The sequence below is a fragment of the Azospirillum sp. P4_B5 genome, from assembly GCF_056402275.1.
The window spans coordinates 190,615-207,218 of the sequence record NZ_JBFUHT010000004.1 but is presented as its reverse complement, the minus strand read 5'-3'; the positions used below and the strand labels follow the sequence as shown (position 1 = coordinate 207,218).

The window sequence follows — 16,604 nt, the reverse complement described above, 5'->3', positions numbered from 1 at the left end:
GAGGTAACCGGTTGCGGGCATCTCTAAACCAGACTGTATCATACCGCGCAATAATTGGCTGATATTCCATCCACCCGCTCATGAAAGAGCATTTTGGGGCGGCCCGATCACACGACGTGTTTCTCCAGGTCGCTTCGGCGCGCGTCCGATGGCAGCGATTGGCGCCAGGGACGATCCGGTCTATGGTCCCGTCTCATGGAACCTGCCCTCGCCGACGCGATTCGCCTGCACAAATCCGGCAACCATGCGGGGGCGGAGCCGCTCTATCGTGCTGTCCTGGAGCGCGAGCCGGCGAATCGCGGTGCGCTGCAGATGCTGGCGATGCTTCTGGTGCAGACGGGGCGCCCGGCCGAGGCCGTCGGCCACTTCCGGACCATCCTGCGGCTGGAGCCCGGCGGCGTCGCCGGCTACAGCAACCTTGCCGCTGCCCTGCGCCTGGCCGGGCAGGGGGCGGAGGCCATCGCCTGCCTGCAACGGGCATTGTCCCTCGACCCGGCGAACGCGGCCTCCTGGTTCAACCTCGGCAACGGGTTGAAGCAGCAGGAGAAGGCTGCGGGTGCGGCGCGAAGCTACCGGCGGACCCTGGCGCTGGAGCCCGGCCACGCGGGAGCGGCGGTCAACCTGACGGCGCTGCGTGACCAGTGGGACGCGCGGCTGGACGAGGCGGAGCGGCGGACCGTCGCGGCGCGCCACCCGGCGGCGGACGCCGATACCTGCGCGGCGGCGGTTGAGGCACTGGTGGCGGTCGGGGACGCGGCGGCGGCGGAAGCGATGGCACGGGCCGCCCTGGAGCAGGATGAGCATCATCACCGCGCCAACCGCCTGCTGGGGCGGCTGCTGCTGGAGCGCAGCGGGGCGATGGGCGTACAGGATGGAAAGCCTTTCGCGGTCGACCGGGCGCTGGTCGAGGAGGCCATCGGCGCGCTGCGCCGGGCCGTTGCGGCCCGGCCGGACGACGATGAGGCCGACTGGCTGCACATCGCCGCGGTGGCGACACTGGTGCAGGTGGGCATGGCGTCCGACACCATGTTGCGTGACGGGGCGAGGGCCGCCTGGATCCGCCTGCGGCGCCATCCCAAGGACACGGTCGCGGCGTCTGTCGTCGGTTTCCACGCCTACCGCCGGGACCGGCTCGTCCTCGCCTCCTGGCTGAGCCGACGCTTTCGGCGGCGCTTCACCGCGGCGGAGGTGGCGCGGGAGCATGAGCTGGGCCTGTGGACCATGCTGCGCGCCGACGACGCCTTCTTCCGCGCTCTGCCGCCGGTCGAGGCGGTGCTGGAGCGCATGGCCCCCCTGGAGTGCCGCAGCGAGCCGGCGCCGGGGCCAGACGGGGAACCGCTGGTCTTCTTCTGTTGCGACGACGTCTATTTCCGCCGTTTCGCCCCAACGCTGCTGGAGTCGTTGGCGGAGCGGATGCCGGGCGCCGCGGTCGCCGTCCATGTCGTGGCGCCGTCGTCGGAGACGGAGCGGGCCATGGTCCGCTGGCAAATGGACGGACGGCTGAAGATCGGCTTCTCGCTGGACCGGCCGGACATGGCGGGTTGGACCGACATCAAGCGCGTCACCTATTACGCCTCCGCCCGCTTCCTTCGCGCCTTGCAGTGGATGCGCCGGCTGGACCGCCCGCTGATGGTGGTCGACACCGACGCCTGGATCACCGGCGATGTGCAGGCTCTCCAGGCGGACATGGAGGGATACGACGTCGGTCTCATGCTCGACGGTCGCCGCCGTGGTCCGTCACGGGAAATTCCGGTCGGGTTCGCCGTTTATGAGAACACGCCGGGCGGCGACCGCTTCCTGTCGCTGCTCGGCTCCTACATCGGGCATTTCCTGGCGGGGGCGGAGGTCTATTGGATGCTGGACCAGATGGCCCATTACGCGGTGCTCGACTGGCTGAACCGTCATGAACCGGTCCGCGTGCGCCGCTTCGACTTCCTGAGCTTCCCCTATTGCCGCTTCGTCGGGGCGAAGTGACGCGCCGTCGGTATCACTCCCGCCCGAGAACCCGGTCGACCACCGTGTCGGCCCATTCGCGGGAGCGGAAGCTGGCCTTGGCCTCCACCGGGTCGTAGACGCGCTCCACCCAGTCCCAGAAGGCGATCGGGCGCTTCTCGTTGTAGGCGGCGTACAGCTCGAAAAAATAGTCGAGGATGCCCGTCTTCGCCTGCTTGAAGTGGCCGTACTTCCAGTGAAGCTGCTTGGTTGCCCGCTCCAGCGGCACGCCCTCGTGGATGAAGAGGTAGAGCGCCGACATGAAGCCGGCGCGATCCGCCCCCGACTTGCAGTGCAGCAGCGCCGGATACTGCATGGTCGCGAACAGGTCGCGGGCCTTCAGCAGCGTGTCCTTCTTCGGCATGTCGCGGGAGTTGACGGGAAAGTCCACCAGCGTCAGCCCGGCCGCCCGGCAGGCTTCGGCCTCCAGGATGTAGGAGGCGCAGTCGCGGCTGCCGCGCAGGTTCAGGATGGTCTTGACGCCGCGCCGCGCCGCCTCCCGGATGTGCGAGGGAGAGGGCTGGCTCGCCCGGTACATGTTGGGGGAGATGCGGTATGTGTTCGAGTAAACCAGCCGGAAGCAGGCGTGGTCGATGAACACGCTTTCGACATGCCCGAGCGCCCGTTGCAGCGGGGAGATCATGCGCCCGCGCGCCCGCTTGATCCCGTCGGCCAACGCGGTGGTCGTATAACGGCGCAACATCTTCCTGGTGGTGGCCACGCAGCAGTCTCCAAATCGACAAGGCCGCCAAGATAGGCACACTTAGCGTGGCGTCAAGGCCGCCGCGCCGCTGGGCAGTGCGGCGGTTTGGTCATCCGGCCCGCAGGACCCGCCCGTAGATGTCGTACCGCGCGGCCAGCGACAGCACGATCTCCATATAGAGGTTGATCAGGCCGTTGGCGTAGAAGGCCGGGCAACCGGTGTAATGGCGCTCGCCCGCCTGCGCGGTCGGCTCGATCAGGTCGGCGTTCAGGACGATCATACCGCCCGGCGCCTCCGCGTCGTAGACGAAGGCGGTCTGGTGGCGGGGCAGGGGGTGGATGGCCTGATGGTCGTCGGCCTCGATGTGGCCGGCCCCCATGAACTGGCAGAGCATGCCGAGGCTGCCCATGGCGAGCGGCAGCACCTGCTTCAGGCTGCGGCGCGACAGGTCGTCGTATTCGGCCGGGGTCAGGCCGGGCTTGAGCATGGGCGCCGACTCGCACAGGTTCCAGCAGACGTGGAGCGCGGTGTGGCTGCCGGTCTTGGTGATTGACAGCATGTCGTAGCCGGACGGCGCGTGCAGCACCGACGCCTCCAACGTGTTGGCGAGGACGAAGCCGGCCGCGGCGAGCGGGGTGATGGCGCCCTCCGCCCGGCAGCGCTCCTCCTCCAGCGTCACCTTGATCGCCCAATCCTTGATGATGGCGTCCAGCAGGTGGCACACGCTGTCGCGCAGGAAGCCGATCAGCGTCTCCGCCGGGGCGGCGTCCAGCCCGGCGGCGTCGGCGACGTCCAGCCCGTGCGGCGAGTCCGGCGGGTTGCACAGCAGAAGATGGCCGTCGGCATCGAGCGGCATGCGGTTGGTGATGTGGTCGCGCAGATCGTTGTAGAGGAAGGCCAGCAGCGTGTTGATGGCGACCTTCTCGTAATCCTCCTTGCGGGTGTCCGCGTGGGCCGGGCACTGGCCGGCGAGGCGCTGAAGCTCCTCGGTGAAGAGGTAGTTCGGGTCCTCGGTGATGCGGTGCAGGATCGGCGCGAGGTTGACCCGGGTCATCCCGGCCTCCTCATGGGCGGCGAGATAGGTCAGGGCGAAGTCGTTGGAGCGGGCCATGATGGGGACGTCATTCCGTATGTGAGGACGGTCAGCGGTCGCGAAGCCGGTCGTAGACGCCGTAGTCCATGGCGATGCTGGCCACGATGTCGAGATACAATTTGATGAAGCCGGGCGTGTAGAAGGCAGGGCAGCCGGTGTAGTGCCGCTCCTCGGGCTTGGCGAAGCGGGTGATCGGTTCCGGGTTCAGGCAGATCAGCCCGGCCTCGTCGAGGACGAAGGCCGTCTGGTCCTTGGGCAGCAGATGGATGGCGAGCCCGTCGTGGGGTTCGATCCCCGACGCTTCCATGTAATGGACCAGCATGCCCAGGCTGGCCATCGACAACGGCACCACCTGCTTCAGGCTGCGCCGGACGAGGTCGTCGTAGGCCGCCGCATCCCTGCCCGGAAGCAGCAGGGGGGCGGCCTCCACCATGGCCCAGCAGATGTGGATGGCGGTGTGGCTGCCGGTCTTGGTGATCGACAGCATGTCGTAGCCGGCGCGCTGGTAGAGGGGCGAGTCCTCCAGCGTCGTGCGCAGGATGAAGGTGGCGGCAGCGGCGGCGGAGATCTCGCCCGTGCCCTGGGCCCGGTAATGCTCCTCTTCCGTCAGCAGGTCGGCGGCCCAGTCGGTGATGAGGCCGTCCAGCAGATGGCAGGTGGCGTCGCGCAGGACCGAGGCCATCACGTCGAGCGGGGCCGCCGCCATCGCCGCACGGTCGGCCGGGTCGATGCCGTGCGGGGAGCGTGGCGGGATCGGCAGCATCACCTGCCCGCGCTCGTCCAGCGGCAGCTTGGTCGCCACATGGTCGCGCAGCCGTTCGAACAGGTAGGCGAGCAGCGTGTTGACCGTCACCTTGTCCGCGTCGTCGGCGTTGGGGGCGGCGTGCATGGGGCACTGGCCGCCGCCGCGGCGCAACTCCTCGCTGAACAGGAAGGCCGGGTCCTTCTGGATGGTCTGGAGGATGTGGGCGATCGAGACGCGCTCCAGCCCGGCATCGGCGTGAGCCTTGATGAAGTTGCTGGCGAAATCGTTGGAACGGGACATCGTGGCCTTGCCGGAACGGAGTAATCCCGTTCAGCCTAGGGCGAGTGGTGGGGCCGTTGCAACGGCAACCTCTGTGACCGGTTGCCGCTTCTCGGTTGAAATGTGCGGTTTTACCCCTCGGGAACCAGCCAGTCGACCGTGCAGCCGCCGCCGGTGGAGGGCAGGGTGGCGTGCAGCGCCGGCAGCATGGCGCGCAGCGTGTCGTCCAGCGTCCAGGGTGGATTGACGATAAGCAGCCCGGACCCGTTCAGCCGCAGGTGCGTGTCCTCGGGGTGCCACGTCAGCTCCACCCTCAGGATCTTGCGGATGCCGGTGTTCTCCACCGCTTCCTGAAAGCGCCAGACGGCGGCACGTTCCTTGATCGGGTACCACAGGGCGTAGATGCCGGTGGACCAGCGCTTGTGCGCCGCCTTCAGCCCCTCGGCCATGCGGGCGAACTCGTCCGGCTGCTCGAAGGGCGGGTCGATCAGCACGAGTCCGCGCTTCTCGCGCGGCGGCAGATGGGATTTCAGCGCCTGATAGGCGTCGGTCTTGAAGGCCGAGACCTGACGGTCCCCGGCGAATTCAGCCCTCAGGGTCTGCCAGTCGTCAGGATGCAGTTCATTGAGGAGCAGCCGGTCCTGCTCGCGCAGAAGCGCCCGCGCCAGCCGCGGCGATCCGGGGTACCAGCGCAGCCGTCCGTCCGGGTTCAGCGCGTTCACCGCGTCCAAATAGGGCCGCAGCGCCGGATGCTGCGCCGGCTGGCCGAACAGCCGTCCGATTCCGTCCTGGAACTCCAGCGTCTTGCGTGCCGGTTCGGAGTCCAGGTCGTAGCGCCCGATGCCGGCGTGGGCGTCGAGCACGCAGAAGGGCGCCGGCTTGGCGCGCAGATGATCGATGATCAGCGCCAGGACGGCGTGCTTCATCACATCGGCGGGGTTGCCAGCGTGGAAAATGTGACGGTAGTTCATGGGGCAGGGATTTAGCCCATCGGGGCGGTCCGCGCCATCCCCCGCGAACTGGGATCAGTCGAGAGAGGCGACCTGCTGGGCGTTGCGGAAGGTGCGGCGGGTGCTCGGCGCGATGCTGGCGGGCTCGGACTCGCCACAGCGGGCCGATTCCAGCAGCTTGGCGCTCTTCGGGTCCAGTTCGTTCAGGTGCTGCCAGATCTTGCAGACGTAGTTCTGGGCCTGGCGGGTGGAGCCGCCGTTGTAACGGGCGACGGCGGTCTTCCAGCTTCCCTGCTCGCCATGAAGGCGAAGGAGGAGACGGCCAGCGTAATAGACGTTCTCACGGGGATCGACGATCCGCTCCACCGGCTGGAACTCGCCGCGGTGGGTGCCCAGCGAGATCTGCATGCAGCCGACATAGACGTTCTGGCGGATCTGGCCACGCTTGTCGCGGAGATGCCGGGCGGCGTCGTTGGCGTTGCGGGCGTAGACGGGGCGGCCCTCTACGCTCATGGCGAAGGGGGTCGGGGCGCCATCCTGGCCGCTTTCCACCAGGGCGATGGCGACGAGAAGGCCGGAGGGGATGTTGAACTTGCGCTCGGCTTCGACGGCGTGGGAGACGCAGCTGCTGTCCTGGGCGGCGGCGGGCTTGGCGGGGAGGACCGGAGCGGCGGCTAAGCCCAGTACAAGAGCGATCCAGCCGCCATACGTGCGTCGCACGCGCTGAGTTCGGTCTTGCATATCCTCGGTCCCCTCTTCGTTGCCGGGTTCATCCGGCTTCGTTTTGGCCCCCCGCGCGGGGCCGCCATTACCGGTCACCGAGTCGCTTACGGTGACCGCCTCCTACCCGAAAGTTCAGCGCCCACCATCGGGCGCCGAAGCCACACTTCCAAAAATTTTATACAGCGTCAATCTATTTGCTGCCCGGTAATACCACGCCTTTCGATCGAACGATGTCACAAGGCGGCGGGAAAAACCCACCCAAGGCCTCGGACTTAGCCACCAAGGCACTGATTCCGAAGCGCTTTGAAAAACCGAAAGAGGTGGATTGTGCGAAAGGCGTACAAATTCGTCCAGTCGGCCTAATGCGACGGTCTGACGCTCGATTCGCCGGCGAACGACCTCCTTCGGATGCCTCTTGCGCACGCGTGCAAGCTGGTGCAGGAGTTCGTGTCTTCTTCCGCTTTCCGGAGTCTCCCGGAGCGGGGGACGGCGACAGCGCATCTCCCATAGCGAAGTGATCGTGGATCGCGATTCGACGGCTCAAGCCGACCGGGAGGGGGCAGGCCCCCTCGTCCAGCCCGGAGACGTTCCGGGCATTCTGTTCCAGACTGGCTATGACCGCCTCTACGCCGCCGACGCGGCGGGGGCGGCGCGTGCCTTCCGGCTCGCCTGCGCCGCCGACCCGGGGTCGGGCGAGGCCTGGGGCGCTCTGGCCGACAGCACGCGGGATGCGGGCGAGGCCGCCGGGGCGCTGGCCGCCTGCGGGCGGGCGGTGGCGCTCGACCCCGCCATGTGGCCCTGGCGGGTCGCTCTGGCCGAGGCCTTGCGCACCGCGGGCCGGTTCGAGGAAGCCGTGACCACCGGGCAGGTGTTGACGGCGGAACGGCCCGATTCCGCGACGGCCCGGCTCGGTCTCGCCCGCGCCCTGGCGGCGGCGGGCCGGCGGGACGCGGCGCTGGAGGAGTACCGAGAGGCCGTGGCCCTGCGTTCCGGCGACCGCGAAGCGGCTCTGGAACTGGCGGCCCTGCTGGTCGAGACCGGCGATGCACTGGGCGCGGTCGAACTGCTTCAGCCCCTGTCCCGCCGGGATCCGGAGGATGCGGACCTGCATGCCGCCATCGGGCGGGCCTGGATCGCGCTGCAGGATCCGGCGAAGGCCCTGACGGCGCTGCGCCGGGCTCAAGGACTCGACCCGGACGGGCGACTCGGCTGCGCGGCGCTGATCACCGCGCTGGAAAGCGGCGCGGGGGAGGACCTGTCGGCGGCCTATGTGCGCGCCCTGTTCGACCGCTACGCCGACCGCTTCGACCAGGATCTGGTGGACAAGCTGGGCTACTCCGCGCCGGCCCTGCTGCGCGAGGCGGTGGACCGGTTGGGCACGGCGGCGGGGTTGCGCGTTCTGGACCTCGGCTGCGGCACCGGGCTGGCGGGGGTGGCGTTCCGCCCGCTGGCGGCGCATCTCGCCGGGGTCGATCTGGCCCCGCGCATGGTCGAGAAGGCCCGCGCCCGCGCATTGTATGATGAGCTGTCGGTCGGCGACGTGGCCGCGGCGGTGGAGGCGGCGCCCGGCGCCTGGGACCTGCTGGTCGCCGCCGACGTGCTGGTCTATCTCGGCAACCTGACCGCCCTGTTCGAGGGTGCCGCCAAGGCCCTGCGTCCGGCGGGCCGCTTCGCCGCGACGGTGGAGCGTCTGGACGGCGAGGCGGCGACCTCCGGCTACGCGCTCGGCGCGTCGCGCCGCTACGCCCACAGCGAAGCCTATCTGCGGGAGATGGCGGCGGCGGCAGGTCTGACGGTGCTGCTGATGGAGCCCTGCTCCCCCCGCCGGGAGAAGGGCGTGGGCGTGCCGGGTCTTCTCTTTATAATGGAGAAGTCGGAAAACTGATAAAAACGCCGTTCGGGACGGGGGCGTCCGTCACGCCTCCGCCTGGAAGGGCTGCAGGCTGAGCAGGGCGCAGTCCCAATAGGGGCGTGGGCCGAAGCGTTCGGCCAGGAAATCGACGAAGACGCGGACCTTCGGCGACAGGTGCCGGTTCTGCGGGTAGACCGCGAAGACGTTCGATTCCGCCATGTAATAGTCGAGCAGCAGGCATTGGAGCTGCCCCTTGGACAGCGCTTCTCCGCACAGGAAGGTGGGCAGCACGATGATGCCGACGCCGGCGATGGCGGACTCGCGCAGCAGGTCGCCGTTGTTGGTGCGCAACGATCCCGACACCCGGACCGACCGCATCGCGTCACCGACGCGGAACTGCCACTGCTCGGCGGTCGGGATGTTGGTGTAGATCAGGCAGTTGTGGTTGGACAGCTCATCCGGCGTCTGAGGTATCCCGTGCTTTTCCAGATAGGCCGGGCTGGCGCAGACCACCTGCCGGTTGGGGGCCAGACGCTTGGCGATCAGCGAACTGTCGCGCAGCCGCCCGATGCGCACCGCCAGATCGTAACCCTCGTCGATCAGATCGACGTAGCGGTCGTTCAGGTCCATCTCGATCTCGATGGACGGGTAGCGCTCGAGGAACTCGGCGACCGCCTTTGCCAGATGCAGCAGCCCGAAGGACACCGGCGCGTTGACCTTCAACCGCCCGCGCGGAGCGGCGTGCAGGTCGGCGACGGCCTGCTCCGCCTCCTCCAGGTCGGCGATGATGCGGGTGCAGCGATCGTAATAGGCCTGCCCGACCTCGGTCAGGCTGAGCTTGCGCGTGGTGCGGTTCAGCAGCCGCGCCCCCAGCCGGTTCTCCAGCTCCGCGATGCGGCGGGAAACCACGGACTTGGACAGGTTCAGGCGCTCCGCCGCGCTGGTGAAGCTCTTGGTGTCCACGACCTTGATAAAGGCCATCATGTCGTCGAGGCGATCCATGCCATTGTTCTACACCCGGGAACAATGAAGTTCCAGCGCCCTGGATTTGCCGAAACGAGGCAACGCGCTATCTTTTGGGACGCCGCAGCCTCCGGCGCGGCCGCAACGACAGAGGGGAGACGAGACATGGCGAAGGTTCTGGTGCTCTATTACAGCAGCTACGGCCACATCTCCACCATGGCGCAGGCGATGGCCGAGGGCGCGCGCTCCGTTGCCGGCACCGAGGTGACTGTGAAGCGCGTGCCGGAGCTGGTCCCCGAGGAGGTGCGGCAGAAGGCGCACTTCAAGGAAGAGCCGAACATTCCCATCGCCGACCCGAACGAGCTGGCCAACTACGACGCCATCATCCTGGGCGTGCCGACGCGCTACGGCAACATGCCGGGCCAGATGAAGAATTTCCTCGACCAGACGGGCGGCCTGTGGGCTAAGGGCGCGCTGGTCGGCAAGGTCGGTGCCGCCTTCTCCTCCTCCGCCACCCAGCATGGCGGGCAGGAGAGCACGATCCTCACCACCCACACCGTGCTTCTGCATCTCGGTATGGTGATCGTCGGCCTGCCTTACAGCTTCCAGGGCCAGATGGGCGTGGACGAGGTGATGGGCAACAGCCCCTACGGCGCCAGCACCATCGCGGGCGGCGACGGCTCCCGCCAGCCGAGCGCGGTCGAGTTGGACGGTGCCCGCTACCAGGGGCGGCACGTCGCGGAGATCGCCAAGAAGCTGCACGGTTAAGGGCTGAAGCGCTGCTCTCCCGCCTTCGGGCGGGAGAGGGGGCACCGGACAGAGGGGAGTTCAGGGCATGGGCCTGTTGATCGACGGCCGCTGGCACGACCAGTGGTACGACACCAAGAACAGCGGCGGCGCCTTCGTCCGTCCGGAAACCCAGTTCCGCAACTGGGTGCGGGCCGACGGTTCGACCCCGTTCCAGCCGGAGGCCGGGCGCTATCACCTGTTCGTGTCGCTGGCCTGCCCCTGGGCGCACCGCACGCTGATCCTGCGCAAGCTGAAGGGGCTGGAGGATGCCATCGGCGTCACCGTGGTCGATCCGCTGATGCGCGAAGAGGGCTGGACCTTCCCCGACCCCGACCCGATCACCGGCTCCACCCGCCTGCACGAGGTCTACACCAAAGCCGATCCCACCTACTCGGGACGTGTCACCGTCCCGGTGCTGTGGGACAAGAAAACCGGGACCATCGTCAGCAACGAGTCCGCGGAGATCGTCCGTATGCTGAACCGGGAGTTCGACGCCTTCGGCGACGCCGCGCTGGACTTCTACCCGGCGGAGCTGGCGGAGGAGATCGACCGGCTCAACGCCTTCGTCTACGACCGCGTGAACAACGGCGTCTACAAGGCCGGCTTCGCGACCAGCCAGGAGAAGTACGAGCAGGCGTTCGACGCCCTCTTCGCGGCGCTCGACGAACTGGACGAGCGGCTGGCCGGGCGGCGCTATCTGCTGGGGAACCGGCAGACCGAGGCCGATTGGCGCCTGTTCACCACGTTGGTGCGGTTCGACGCCGTCTATGTCGGCCACTTCAAGTGCAACCTGCGCCGCATCGCCGACTACCCGAACCTGTCCGGCTATCTGCGCGACCTCTATCAGGTGCCCGGCGTGGCGGAGACGGTCGATTTCCACCACATCAAGCGGCACTACTACGCCAGCCACACCATGATCAACCCGACCGGAGTCGTGCCGAAAGGGCCGGCGCTGGATCTCGATGCGCCGCACGGCCGTGACTCGGTGGGATGACGGGGTGGCGTGACCGGGCCTCAGGGCTTGTAGCAGCGGGCCATGTCCTGCTTCTGGCCGATCATCTCACACTGGAAGCTGTTGGAGAACTTGAAGCGGAACGGCCCGGTCTTGCGCACGCTGACCAGGGTCTGTCCGCCGGGGTTCTTGAAGGCCACCCAGGCCGAGGAATCGAAATGGGTGGTGATCCCGTTGCTCAGCCGCACGCGGCCCTGGTTGTCCTTGATGACCTGAACACCGGTGTTGAAGGCCATGACGCCGTTCGGCGATTCGGACGCCACGGCGAGGCCGTTCGTGCAGTTCACTCCCTCCGGTTGCACCGCGACGCACTCATAGGGACGCGGCTGCGACGCGGTGAGCACCATGGCGTAGATCGCCACTTCCAGAACGTTCATGGGCATGCGGAATCTCCCGGCAATCCGCACAAGGGTGCAGCGATGCACCGTGTACAGAATAATTCCGCCGTGGTTACGAAAAGTATAATGTCGCGGTCAAGGTTCTACCCTTTGGCGGCCAGTGCTTTTTCCAGCTTCTCGCGCAGCCCGGGCGGGGTCAGCGGCTTGACCAGATAGCCGGTGGCCCCGGAGCGCAGGGCCGACAGGACGACGTCGGACCCGTCGTGCTTGGTCAGCATGATGACCGGCGCCCGCCCATCCAGCGCTTCCAGGAAGGCCAGACCGCCCATCGGCGTCATGTCCACGTCGCAGAAGATCGCGTCGAAATCGACCCGGTTGCAACGAGCCAGCGCCTCCGCCCCGTCGGCGGCCTCGATCACCGTGCCGACGCCCAGCTGCTTCAGCAGCCGCACCGAAACGCTGCGGGTCACCACCTCGTCCTCGACGACCAGCACCGCGCACGAATTGAACGACACGGCCATCCTCGCGCTTCGCCCCGGGGGTTACCCATTTGGGTTACGCAAGCATGATATATCAGCGCGAAAAAAACTCAAATGCGTGCGATGAGAATCTTCACGTCGGCCAGGGCGCGGTCGAGGGCCGCCGCATCCCGACGCGCCACCGCCGCATCGCCGCACAGGGCCGCCGCCTCCACCGAGCCGAAGAGGTCGGCAACCCGCCCGGCCCCGGCGGTTCGGGCGGCGCCCGCCGCCGAATGGGCGGCCAGCCGGACGCCGTCCAAGTCGCCCGCGGCCAGCCGTTCCTTCAGAGCGCGCGACAACTCGTCGGCGTTTTCCAGGAACAGGGCATAGAGCATCGTGACGGTGGGGCCGGGGCCACCGAAGTTGCGCAGCATCGGCTCCACGTCGAGAATGTCCCGATCGCACGGAACTGCGGTGGCGAGAGACGTTTCGGATAGGCTGGGCGGTGGCTGGGGCACGGCTGCGGCTCCCGGCAGGACACGGTATGGCCGTACAGTGCGTGCGGTAATTCAACCCGGTCAAGCCGAGGCGGGCGCGGCGAATGGACGCTTCGGCGCCGCAACATCCAGATACGGAACCGGGGAACGCGGCGCCTGTTCCCCAACGTCGTCAATGACAGCCGGAATGCCCGAGCGATGGCCGACGCAACCGAGGAAGAGCTTCTGGACACTGTGATCGTCGGCGGCGGCCCTGCGGGGCTGACCGCGGCGATCTATCTGGCGCGCTACCGTCGCCGCTTCCTGGTCGTGGATTCCGGTGCCAGCCGGGCCTCCTGGATTCCGCTGTCCCACAATCATGCGGGCTTTCCGGACGGAGTGACCGGTGACGAGCTGCTGGCCCGCATGCGCGCCCAGGCGGAGCGCTACGGCGCCCGGATCGTACCGGGAACGGTGACGGCGGTGGAGCGGGGCGACGATGGCTACCGCGTGCGGACGGAGGACGGACGGCTGTTCCGCGCCCGCACCGTGCTGGCGGCGACCGGCGTGATCGACCGTGAGCCGCAACTGCCCAACCTCTATCAGGCGGTGCAGCGGGGGCTGGTCCGCCATTGCCCGATCTGCGACGGGTTCGAGGTGACCGGCCACCGCATCGGCGTCATCGGCCATGGCACCGGGGCTTTGGGGGAGGCGCTGTTCCTGCGCACCTATTCCCGCGACATCACCGTCCTGACGCTGGGCGAGCCGATGAATCTGGAGGAGGCGGAGGAGCGCCGCATGGCCGAAGCCGGCCTCCGCGCCGTTGAGGACCCGGTGGTGGAAATCCACACCGAGGGCGGGCGGATCGCCGCCCTGACCACGGCGTCCGGCGAGCGGCTGACCTTCGACACGCTGTACTCCGCCCTGGGCTGCCACCCCCGCGTCGAGCCGGTGAAGGGGCTGGGCGTGCGCACCGGCCCGGACGGGCGGCTGGTCACCGACGGGCACCAGCAGACGGGGATCGAAGGGCTCTACGCCGCGGGCGACATCGTGGAGGGCTTGAACCAGATCTCGGTCGCCATGGGGCAGGCCGCGATCGCCGCCACCGCCATCCATCGCCGACTCCTGGCGGAGGATGGCGACCTCTGACGTTCGACGCCTCCCTATCCAGCGGCCCGCACCGCCGGGCAAAATGTCGCATTTGACATTAATGAGCGGTAATACCAGTCCAACGGCTCAGGCTATGCTCTTGGTTTGATGGACATTCCAGGGAAGGCATAAAGGGTTATGCCTTTTGGGCTCGGCCGGACGTTTACACCTGATTAAGAATTTGGGCTTTAGGACTTTCGCCATTGCGAAAGGCGGTCCGTGCGGCGGGGTGTGGCCCGCTGCACAGCGGGGCGAGCGACGGGGCGTCATGATGACGCCATCAACCAACCCGCCGATCAACCCGGGCAGCCTGCCAGAACGAACGGAACCTGCTCCATGGCCCAATCCGTGACCCGCGCGCTTCAAGCCATCAAACGCCACAACGCCAAGCCGGAGCAGATCGACCACGCCATCCTCAGCGCCATCAACGTGACGCTGTGCATGCAGTCCGGCGGCAACGACCGGGTCGCGGAAGGCTTCAACCAGGACATCGCGCTGAGCGGACGGGCCTTCGGCGTCCGGAGCTGATCTACTCCTCCTTTTCCTCCCGCTTCCGCAGCTCGTCCTGCAGGAGATAGCGGGCCTCCGGCGGCAGATCGCCGATGGCTTCGGCCAACACGCGCAGGCGCCGCCGCAGCCCATAGACGGTGTCCAGCAGCGACAGCACGACCGGCATCGCCTCGTCGTCGAGCGCCAAATCCTCCCGCAGGTCGCAGATCAGTTCCAGCCGGGCCATGTCGGCCGCGCTGAAGACGAAACCGGTCCCCTCGTGCCGCGGCCGCAACCAGTGCCGCTCCACCCACACCGTCAGCTGGGCGGAGGAGACGCGCCGGCAGGTGGCCAGCACCTCCTCGGTCCGCCATCCCGCGCCGCCCTGGTCCATGTCGTTCCGGTCCATCTCACGCGGCCTCCATGTCCCGCCTCGGGTTGTGGTCGGTCTTCCAGTCCCGGACGAACGCCTCCAGCGCCGGGTCGGGCGCGTCGGGCAGGGCGATGCGCAGGGTCACATACTGGTCGCCGCGCACGCCGTTCGCTCCGGGAAGGCCCTTGCCCTTCAACCGCAGCCGCGTGCCGTTGTTCGCCCCCTTCGGAACGGTCAGCATCACCGGCCCGTCGATGGTCGGCACGCGCACCTTGCCGCCCAGCACCGCCTCGGCCAGAGTCACCGGCAGATCGAGTTGGACATCGTCGCCGTCACGCCGGAACCAGGGGTGGGGGGTGACCTTGACCGTCACCAGCGCGTCGCCGGGCGGACCGCCGTTGCTGCCGGGCAGGCCCTGGCCCTTCAGGCGGATGGTGCCGCCATCCTCCAGCCCGGCGGGCAGGTCGATGTCCAGCGTCTTCCCGTCCGGCATGGTGACGCGGCGCTTGCCGCCCTTGGCCGCCGCCAGGAAGTCGACCGTCAGCGCCATGCTGAGGTTGCCGCCCTTCATCGGCATGGTGGCGCCGCGGGCGAAGCCGCGTCCGCCGAACAGGTCGGAGAAGATGTGTTCCAGATCGTCCGACGCGAAGCCTTCCGCGTGGGCGTAACGGGCGCCCGCCGGGCCTTCCGCGAAGTCGCGGTAATACTGGCGCTGCGGCCGTTCCTGACCGGAGTCGTCAATCTCCCCGCGGTCGAAGCGGGCGCGCTTGTCGGGATCGGACAGCAGGCTGTAGGCGGCGCTGATATCCTTGAAGCGCTGCTCGGCTTCCGCCTTGCCGGGGTTGAGGTCGGGATGGTGCTTCTTGGCCAGCTTCCGGTAGGCCTTGCGGATCTCGTCGTCCGAAGCGGAAGGTGAAACGCCCAGAATCTCGTAAGGATTGCTCATGGCGATGACCGTGATTGAAAAGCGTGGGTCAGCGGCTAAGGGGTGAGCACGTTCGACGTGTATGTGTTCAACGCTCCCCCGCAAATCAAGAGGGTTGCCCTTCCGTCCGGCGCACGGCGCCTGTGCTTGCGGCCGGGATGACGACGGGGTGGAGCGCGCCAATATGAGACGGGCCGGACTTGGTTCCGGTTGAACGGTTCCAAAGGGAGATGGTCAGGGAGGGAGCCCCGTCATGCCGCACACGCACCGGTCCTTCATGCCCACGGATCAGGCGGCCGCCGACCTGCGGCGGCGCCACAAGATCGCGAACGTGCTGCAATCCCTCCTCCTGCTCGGCGGGATGGTGCTGCTGCTGGCGCTGTGCGGGATGATCCTGGCGGGGGTGGAGGGGGTGCTGTGGGCACTGCTTGGCGGCGCCATCAGCCTGCTGTTCAGCCCGCGCCTGTCGCCGCGCATGGTGCTCGGCATGTTCGGCGCCCGCCGCCTGACCTATGCGGAGGCCCCGGTCCTGTTCGACGCGCTGGCGGCCATCGCCCGCCGGGCGGAACTGCCCGCGGTGCCGGAATTGTGGTACGTCGCCAGCCCGGCGCTGAACGCCTTCGCCGTGGGCAGCCGCCGCCGGTCGGCCATCGCGGTCACCGACGGGCTGCTCCGCGCGCTCAGCCTGCGGGAACTGGCCGGCGTGTTGGCCCACGAGGTCAGCCACGTGCGCAACAACGACCTGACCGTGATGGGGCTGGCCGACACGGTGACCAGCCTGACCCGGCTGATGTCGGTCTTCGGCATGGCCCTGCTGATTCTCAACCTGCCCCTGCTGATGATGCGGCAGGAGGCGGTTCCCTGGCTGCTGGTGCTGCTGCTTATCGCCGCACCCTGGATCGGCGTGCTTCTGCAACTCGCCCTGTCGCGCACCCGGGAATTCGACGCCGACCTCGACGCCGCCCACCTGACCGGCGACCCGGAGGGCGTGGCCTCGGCGCTCGCCCGGATCGAGCGGCTTCAGCACAGCCCGTGGGAAGGCCTGCGCTTTCCCGGCCGCCGCCGGGCGCAGAACATCCCGTCGCTGCTGCGCACCCACCCGGAGACCGAGGAGCGTGTGAGCCGCCTGATGGCGCTGCGCACCCCGCCGCCGGTCCTGCCGGAACTCGCCGCCCACCCCCTTCATGCCCGGCCGCACCTCGCCATGCCGACGGCGCTGCGGCGCCCGCGCTACCGGCTCGGCGGCTACTGGTACTGAGGTTACAGGGCCGGCGTCCGCCTCTCCTGGACTC

18 protein-coding genes are annotated in these 16,604 nt (G+C 68.2%); 7 read left to right on the top strand and 11 right to left on the bottom strand.

Going from position 1 to position 16,604, the window contains the following annotated elements; translation table 11 throughout:
• Nucleotides 1-195 precede the first annotated feature (195 nt).
• Nucleotides 196-1,974, top strand: coding sequence for a tetratricopeptide repeat protein (locus tag AC1DVI_RS04645; RefSeq protein WP_476956942.1), 1,779 nt, complete (start codon nucleotides 196-198; stop codon nucleotides 1,972-1,974).
• A 13-nt stretch (nucleotides 1,975-1,987) separates the two neighbouring features.
• Here AC1DVI_RS04645 and AC1DVI_RS04640 read toward each other — a convergent pair whose 3' ends face one another.
• From AC1DVI_RS04640 to AC1DVI_RS04620, 5 genes are all read right to left on the bottom strand, one after another.
• Complete coding sequence (locus tag AC1DVI_RS04640; RefSeq protein ID WP_476956941.1) at nucleotides 1,988-2,713, bottom strand: protein tyrosine phosphatase family protein; 726 nt, start codon at nucleotides 2,711-2,713, stop codon at nucleotides 1,988-1,990.
• A 91-nt stretch (nucleotides 2,714-2,804) separates the two neighbouring features.
• Nucleotides 2,805-3,806 (bottom strand): hypothetical protein, encoded by a 1,002-nt coding sequence (locus AC1DVI_RS04635; protein ID WP_476956940.1) that lies wholly within the window; start codon nucleotides 3,804-3,806, stop codon nucleotides 2,805-2,807.
• A 31-nt stretch (nucleotides 3,807-3,837) separates the two neighbouring features.
• Nucleotides 3,838-4,833 carry a hypothetical protein gene (locus AC1DVI_RS04630; RefSeq protein WP_476956939.1) on the bottom strand — a complete coding sequence of 332 codons (996 nt, stop codon included), beginning with the start codon at nucleotides 4,831-4,833 and terminating at the stop codon, nucleotides 3,838-3,840.
• A gap of 110 nt (nucleotides 4,834-4,943) precedes the next feature.
• On the bottom strand, nucleotides 4,944-5,783 hold the full coding sequence (locus tag AC1DVI_RS04625) for a 23S rRNA (adenine(2030)-N(6))-methyltransferase RlmJ (RefSeq protein WP_476956938.1): 840 nt from the start codon (nucleotides 5,781-5,783) through the stop codon (nucleotides 4,944-4,946).
• A gap of 54 nt (nucleotides 5,784-5,837) precedes the next feature.
• Nucleotides 5,838-6,482 (bottom strand): transglycosylase SLT domain-containing protein, encoded by a 645-nt coding sequence (locus tag AC1DVI_RS04620; protein WP_476956937.1) that lies wholly within the window; start codon nucleotides 6,480-6,482, stop codon nucleotides 5,838-5,840.
• 523 nt (nucleotides 6,483-7,005) lie between these two features.
• Here AC1DVI_RS04620 and AC1DVI_RS04615 point away from each other — a divergent pair.
• On the top strand, nucleotides 7,006-8,370 hold the full coding sequence (locus tag AC1DVI_RS04615; RefSeq protein WP_476956936.1) for a class I SAM-dependent DNA methyltransferase: 1,365 nt from the start codon (nucleotides 7,006-7,008) through the stop codon (nucleotides 8,368-8,370).
• A 30-nt stretch (nucleotides 8,371-8,400) separates the two neighbouring features.
• Here the strand turns inward: AC1DVI_RS04615 and AC1DVI_RS04610 are convergent, their stop codons facing one another.
• Nucleotides 8,401-9,339 carry a LysR family transcriptional regulator gene (locus tag AC1DVI_RS04610; RefSeq protein WP_476956935.1) on the bottom strand — a complete coding sequence of 313 codons (939 nt, stop codon included), beginning with the start codon at nucleotides 9,337-9,339 and terminating at the stop codon, nucleotides 8,401-8,403.
• Nucleotides 9,340-9,465: 126 nt separating this feature from the next.
• Between AC1DVI_RS04610 and wrbA the strand changes: the two genes are divergently transcribed.
• Both wrbA and AC1DVI_RS04600 read left to right on the top strand, forming a co-directional pair.
• A complete protein-coding gene (wrbA, locus tag AC1DVI_RS04605; RefSeq protein ID WP_035679158.1) occupies nucleotides 9,466-10,068 on the top strand; it encodes an NAD(P)H:quinone oxidoreductase in 603 nt (200 codons plus the stop codon).
• Nucleotides 10,069-10,135: 67 nt separating this feature from the next.
• The gene (locus AC1DVI_RS04600; protein WP_476956934.1) at nucleotides 10,136-11,083 is read left to right on the top strand and encodes a glutathione S-transferase family protein; all 948 of its coding nucleotides are present in this window, start codon (nucleotides 10,136-10,138) and stop codon (nucleotides 11,081-11,083) included.
• 20 nt (nucleotides 11,084-11,103) lie between these two features.
• Here the strand turns inward: AC1DVI_RS04600 and AC1DVI_RS04595 are convergent, their stop codons facing one another.
• The 3 genes from AC1DVI_RS04595 to AC1DVI_RS04585 form a co-directional block, all read right to left on the bottom strand.
• Nucleotides 11,104-11,484, bottom strand: coding sequence for a hypothetical protein (locus tag AC1DVI_RS04595; protein WP_149164942.1), 381 nt, complete (start codon nucleotides 11,482-11,484; stop codon nucleotides 11,104-11,106).
• A 98-nt stretch (nucleotides 11,485-11,582) separates the two neighbouring features.
• Nucleotides 11,583-11,960, bottom strand: coding sequence for a response regulator (locus AC1DVI_RS04590; RefSeq protein ID WP_149164943.1), 378 nt, complete (start codon nucleotides 11,958-11,960; stop codon nucleotides 11,583-11,585).
• 68 nt (nucleotides 11,961-12,028) lie between these two features.
• Nucleotides 12,029-12,418: an Hpt domain-containing protein gene (locus tag AC1DVI_RS04585; protein WP_476956933.1), complete on the bottom strand. Its 390-nt coding sequence runs from the start codon at nucleotides 12,416-12,418 to the stop codon at nucleotides 12,029-12,031.
• A 177-nt stretch (nucleotides 12,419-12,595) separates the two neighbouring features.
• Here AC1DVI_RS04585 and AC1DVI_RS04580 point away from each other — a divergent pair, with 177 nt between their 5' ends.
• Together AC1DVI_RS04580 and AC1DVI_RS04575 are read left to right on the top strand one after the other, a co-directional pair.
• Nucleotides 12,596-13,525 (top strand): NAD(P)/FAD-dependent oxidoreductase, encoded by a 930-nt coding sequence (locus tag AC1DVI_RS04580; RefSeq protein ID WP_476956932.1) that lies wholly within the window; start codon nucleotides 12,596-12,598, stop codon nucleotides 13,523-13,525.
• Between the two features lie 336 nt (nucleotides 13,526-13,861).
• Entirely contained in the window at nucleotides 13,862-14,053 is a 192-nt protein-coding gene (locus AC1DVI_RS04575; RefSeq protein ID WP_014198714.1) for a hypothetical protein, read from the top strand.
• 1 nt (nucleotide 14,054) lies between these two features.
• Here the strand turns inward: AC1DVI_RS04575 and AC1DVI_RS04570 are convergent, their stop codons facing one another.
• The gene (locus AC1DVI_RS04570) at nucleotides 14,055-14,423 is read right to left on the bottom strand and encodes a chaperone modulator CbpM (RefSeq protein ID WP_476956931.1); all 369 of its coding nucleotides are present in this window, start codon (nucleotides 14,421-14,423) and stop codon (nucleotides 14,055-14,057) included.
• Between the two features lies 1 nt (nucleotide 14,424).
• Nucleotides 14,425-15,333, bottom strand: coding sequence for a DnaJ C-terminal domain-containing protein (locus AC1DVI_RS04565; protein ID WP_476956930.1), 909 nt, complete (start codon nucleotides 15,331-15,333; stop codon nucleotides 14,425-14,427).
• Between the two features lie 232 nt (nucleotides 15,334-15,565).
• Here AC1DVI_RS04565 and AC1DVI_RS04560 point away from each other — a divergent pair, with 232 nt between their 5' ends.
• Nucleotides 15,566-16,570 carry a zinc metalloprotease HtpX gene (locus tag AC1DVI_RS04560; protein ID WP_476956929.1) on the top strand — a complete coding sequence of 335 codons (1,005 nt, stop codon included), beginning with the start codon at nucleotides 15,566-15,568 and terminating at the stop codon, nucleotides 16,568-16,570.
• The last annotated feature ends 34 nt before the right edge of the window (nucleotides 16,571-16,604 follow it).

What these genes read in the sequence shown, in the direction of transcription:
- AC1DVI_RS04595 (WP_149164942.1), bottom strand. Translation starts at nt 11,484, where the DNA reads ATGCCCATGAACGTTCTGGAAGTGGCGATCTACGCCATGGTGCTCACC.
- AC1DVI_RS04610 (WP_476956935.1), bottom strand. Translation starts at nt 9,339, where the DNA reads ATGGATCGCCTCGACGACATGATGGCCTTTATCAAGGTCGTGGACACC.
- AC1DVI_RS04560 (WP_476956929.1), top strand. Translation starts at nt 15,566, where the DNA reads ATGCCGCACACGCACCGGTCCTTCATGCCCACGGATCAGGCGGCCGCC.
- AC1DVI_RS04645 (WP_476956942.1), top strand. Translation starts at nt 196, where the DNA reads ATGGAACCTGCCCTCGCCGACGCGATTCGCCTGCACAAATCCGGCAAC.
- wrbA (WP_035679158.1), top strand. Translation starts at nt 9,466, where the DNA reads ATGGCGAAGGTTCTGGTGCTCTATTACAGCAGCTACGGCCACATCTCC.
- AC1DVI_RS04580 (WP_476956932.1), top strand. Translation starts at nt 12,596, where the DNA reads ATGGCCGACGCAACCGAGGAAGAGCTTCTGGACACTGTGATCGTCGGC.
- AC1DVI_RS04600 (WP_476956934.1), top strand. Translation starts at nt 10,136, where the DNA reads ATGGGCCTGTTGATCGACGGCCGCTGGCACGACCAGTGGTACGACACC.
- AC1DVI_RS04630 (WP_476956939.1), bottom strand. Translation starts at nt 4,833, where the DNA reads ATGTCCCGTTCCAACGATTTCGCCAGCAACTTCATCAAGGCTCACGCC.
- AC1DVI_RS04575 (WP_014198714.1), top strand. Translation starts at nt 13,862, where the DNA reads ATGGCCCAATCCGTGACCCGCGCGCTTCAAGCCATCAAACGCCACAAC.
- AC1DVI_RS04565 (WP_476956930.1), bottom strand. Translation starts at nt 15,333, where the DNA reads ATGAGCAATCCTTACGAGATTCTGGGCGTTTCACCTTCCGCTTCGGAC.
- AC1DVI_RS04590 (WP_149164943.1), bottom strand. Translation starts at nt 11,960, where the DNA reads ATGGCCGTGTCGTTCAATTCGTGCGCGGTGCTGGTCGTCGAGGACGAG.
- AC1DVI_RS04635 (WP_476956940.1), bottom strand. Translation starts at nt 3,806, where the DNA reads ATGGCCCGCTCCAACGACTTCGCCCTGACCTATCTCGCCGCCCATGAG.
- AC1DVI_RS04570 (WP_476956931.1), bottom strand. Translation starts at nt 14,423, where the DNA reads ATGGACCGGAACGACATGGACCAGGGCGGCGCGGGATGGCGGACCGAG.
- AC1DVI_RS04625 (WP_476956938.1), bottom strand. Translation starts at nt 5,783, where the DNA reads ATGAACTACCGTCACATTTTCCACGCTGGCAACCCCGCCGATGTGATG.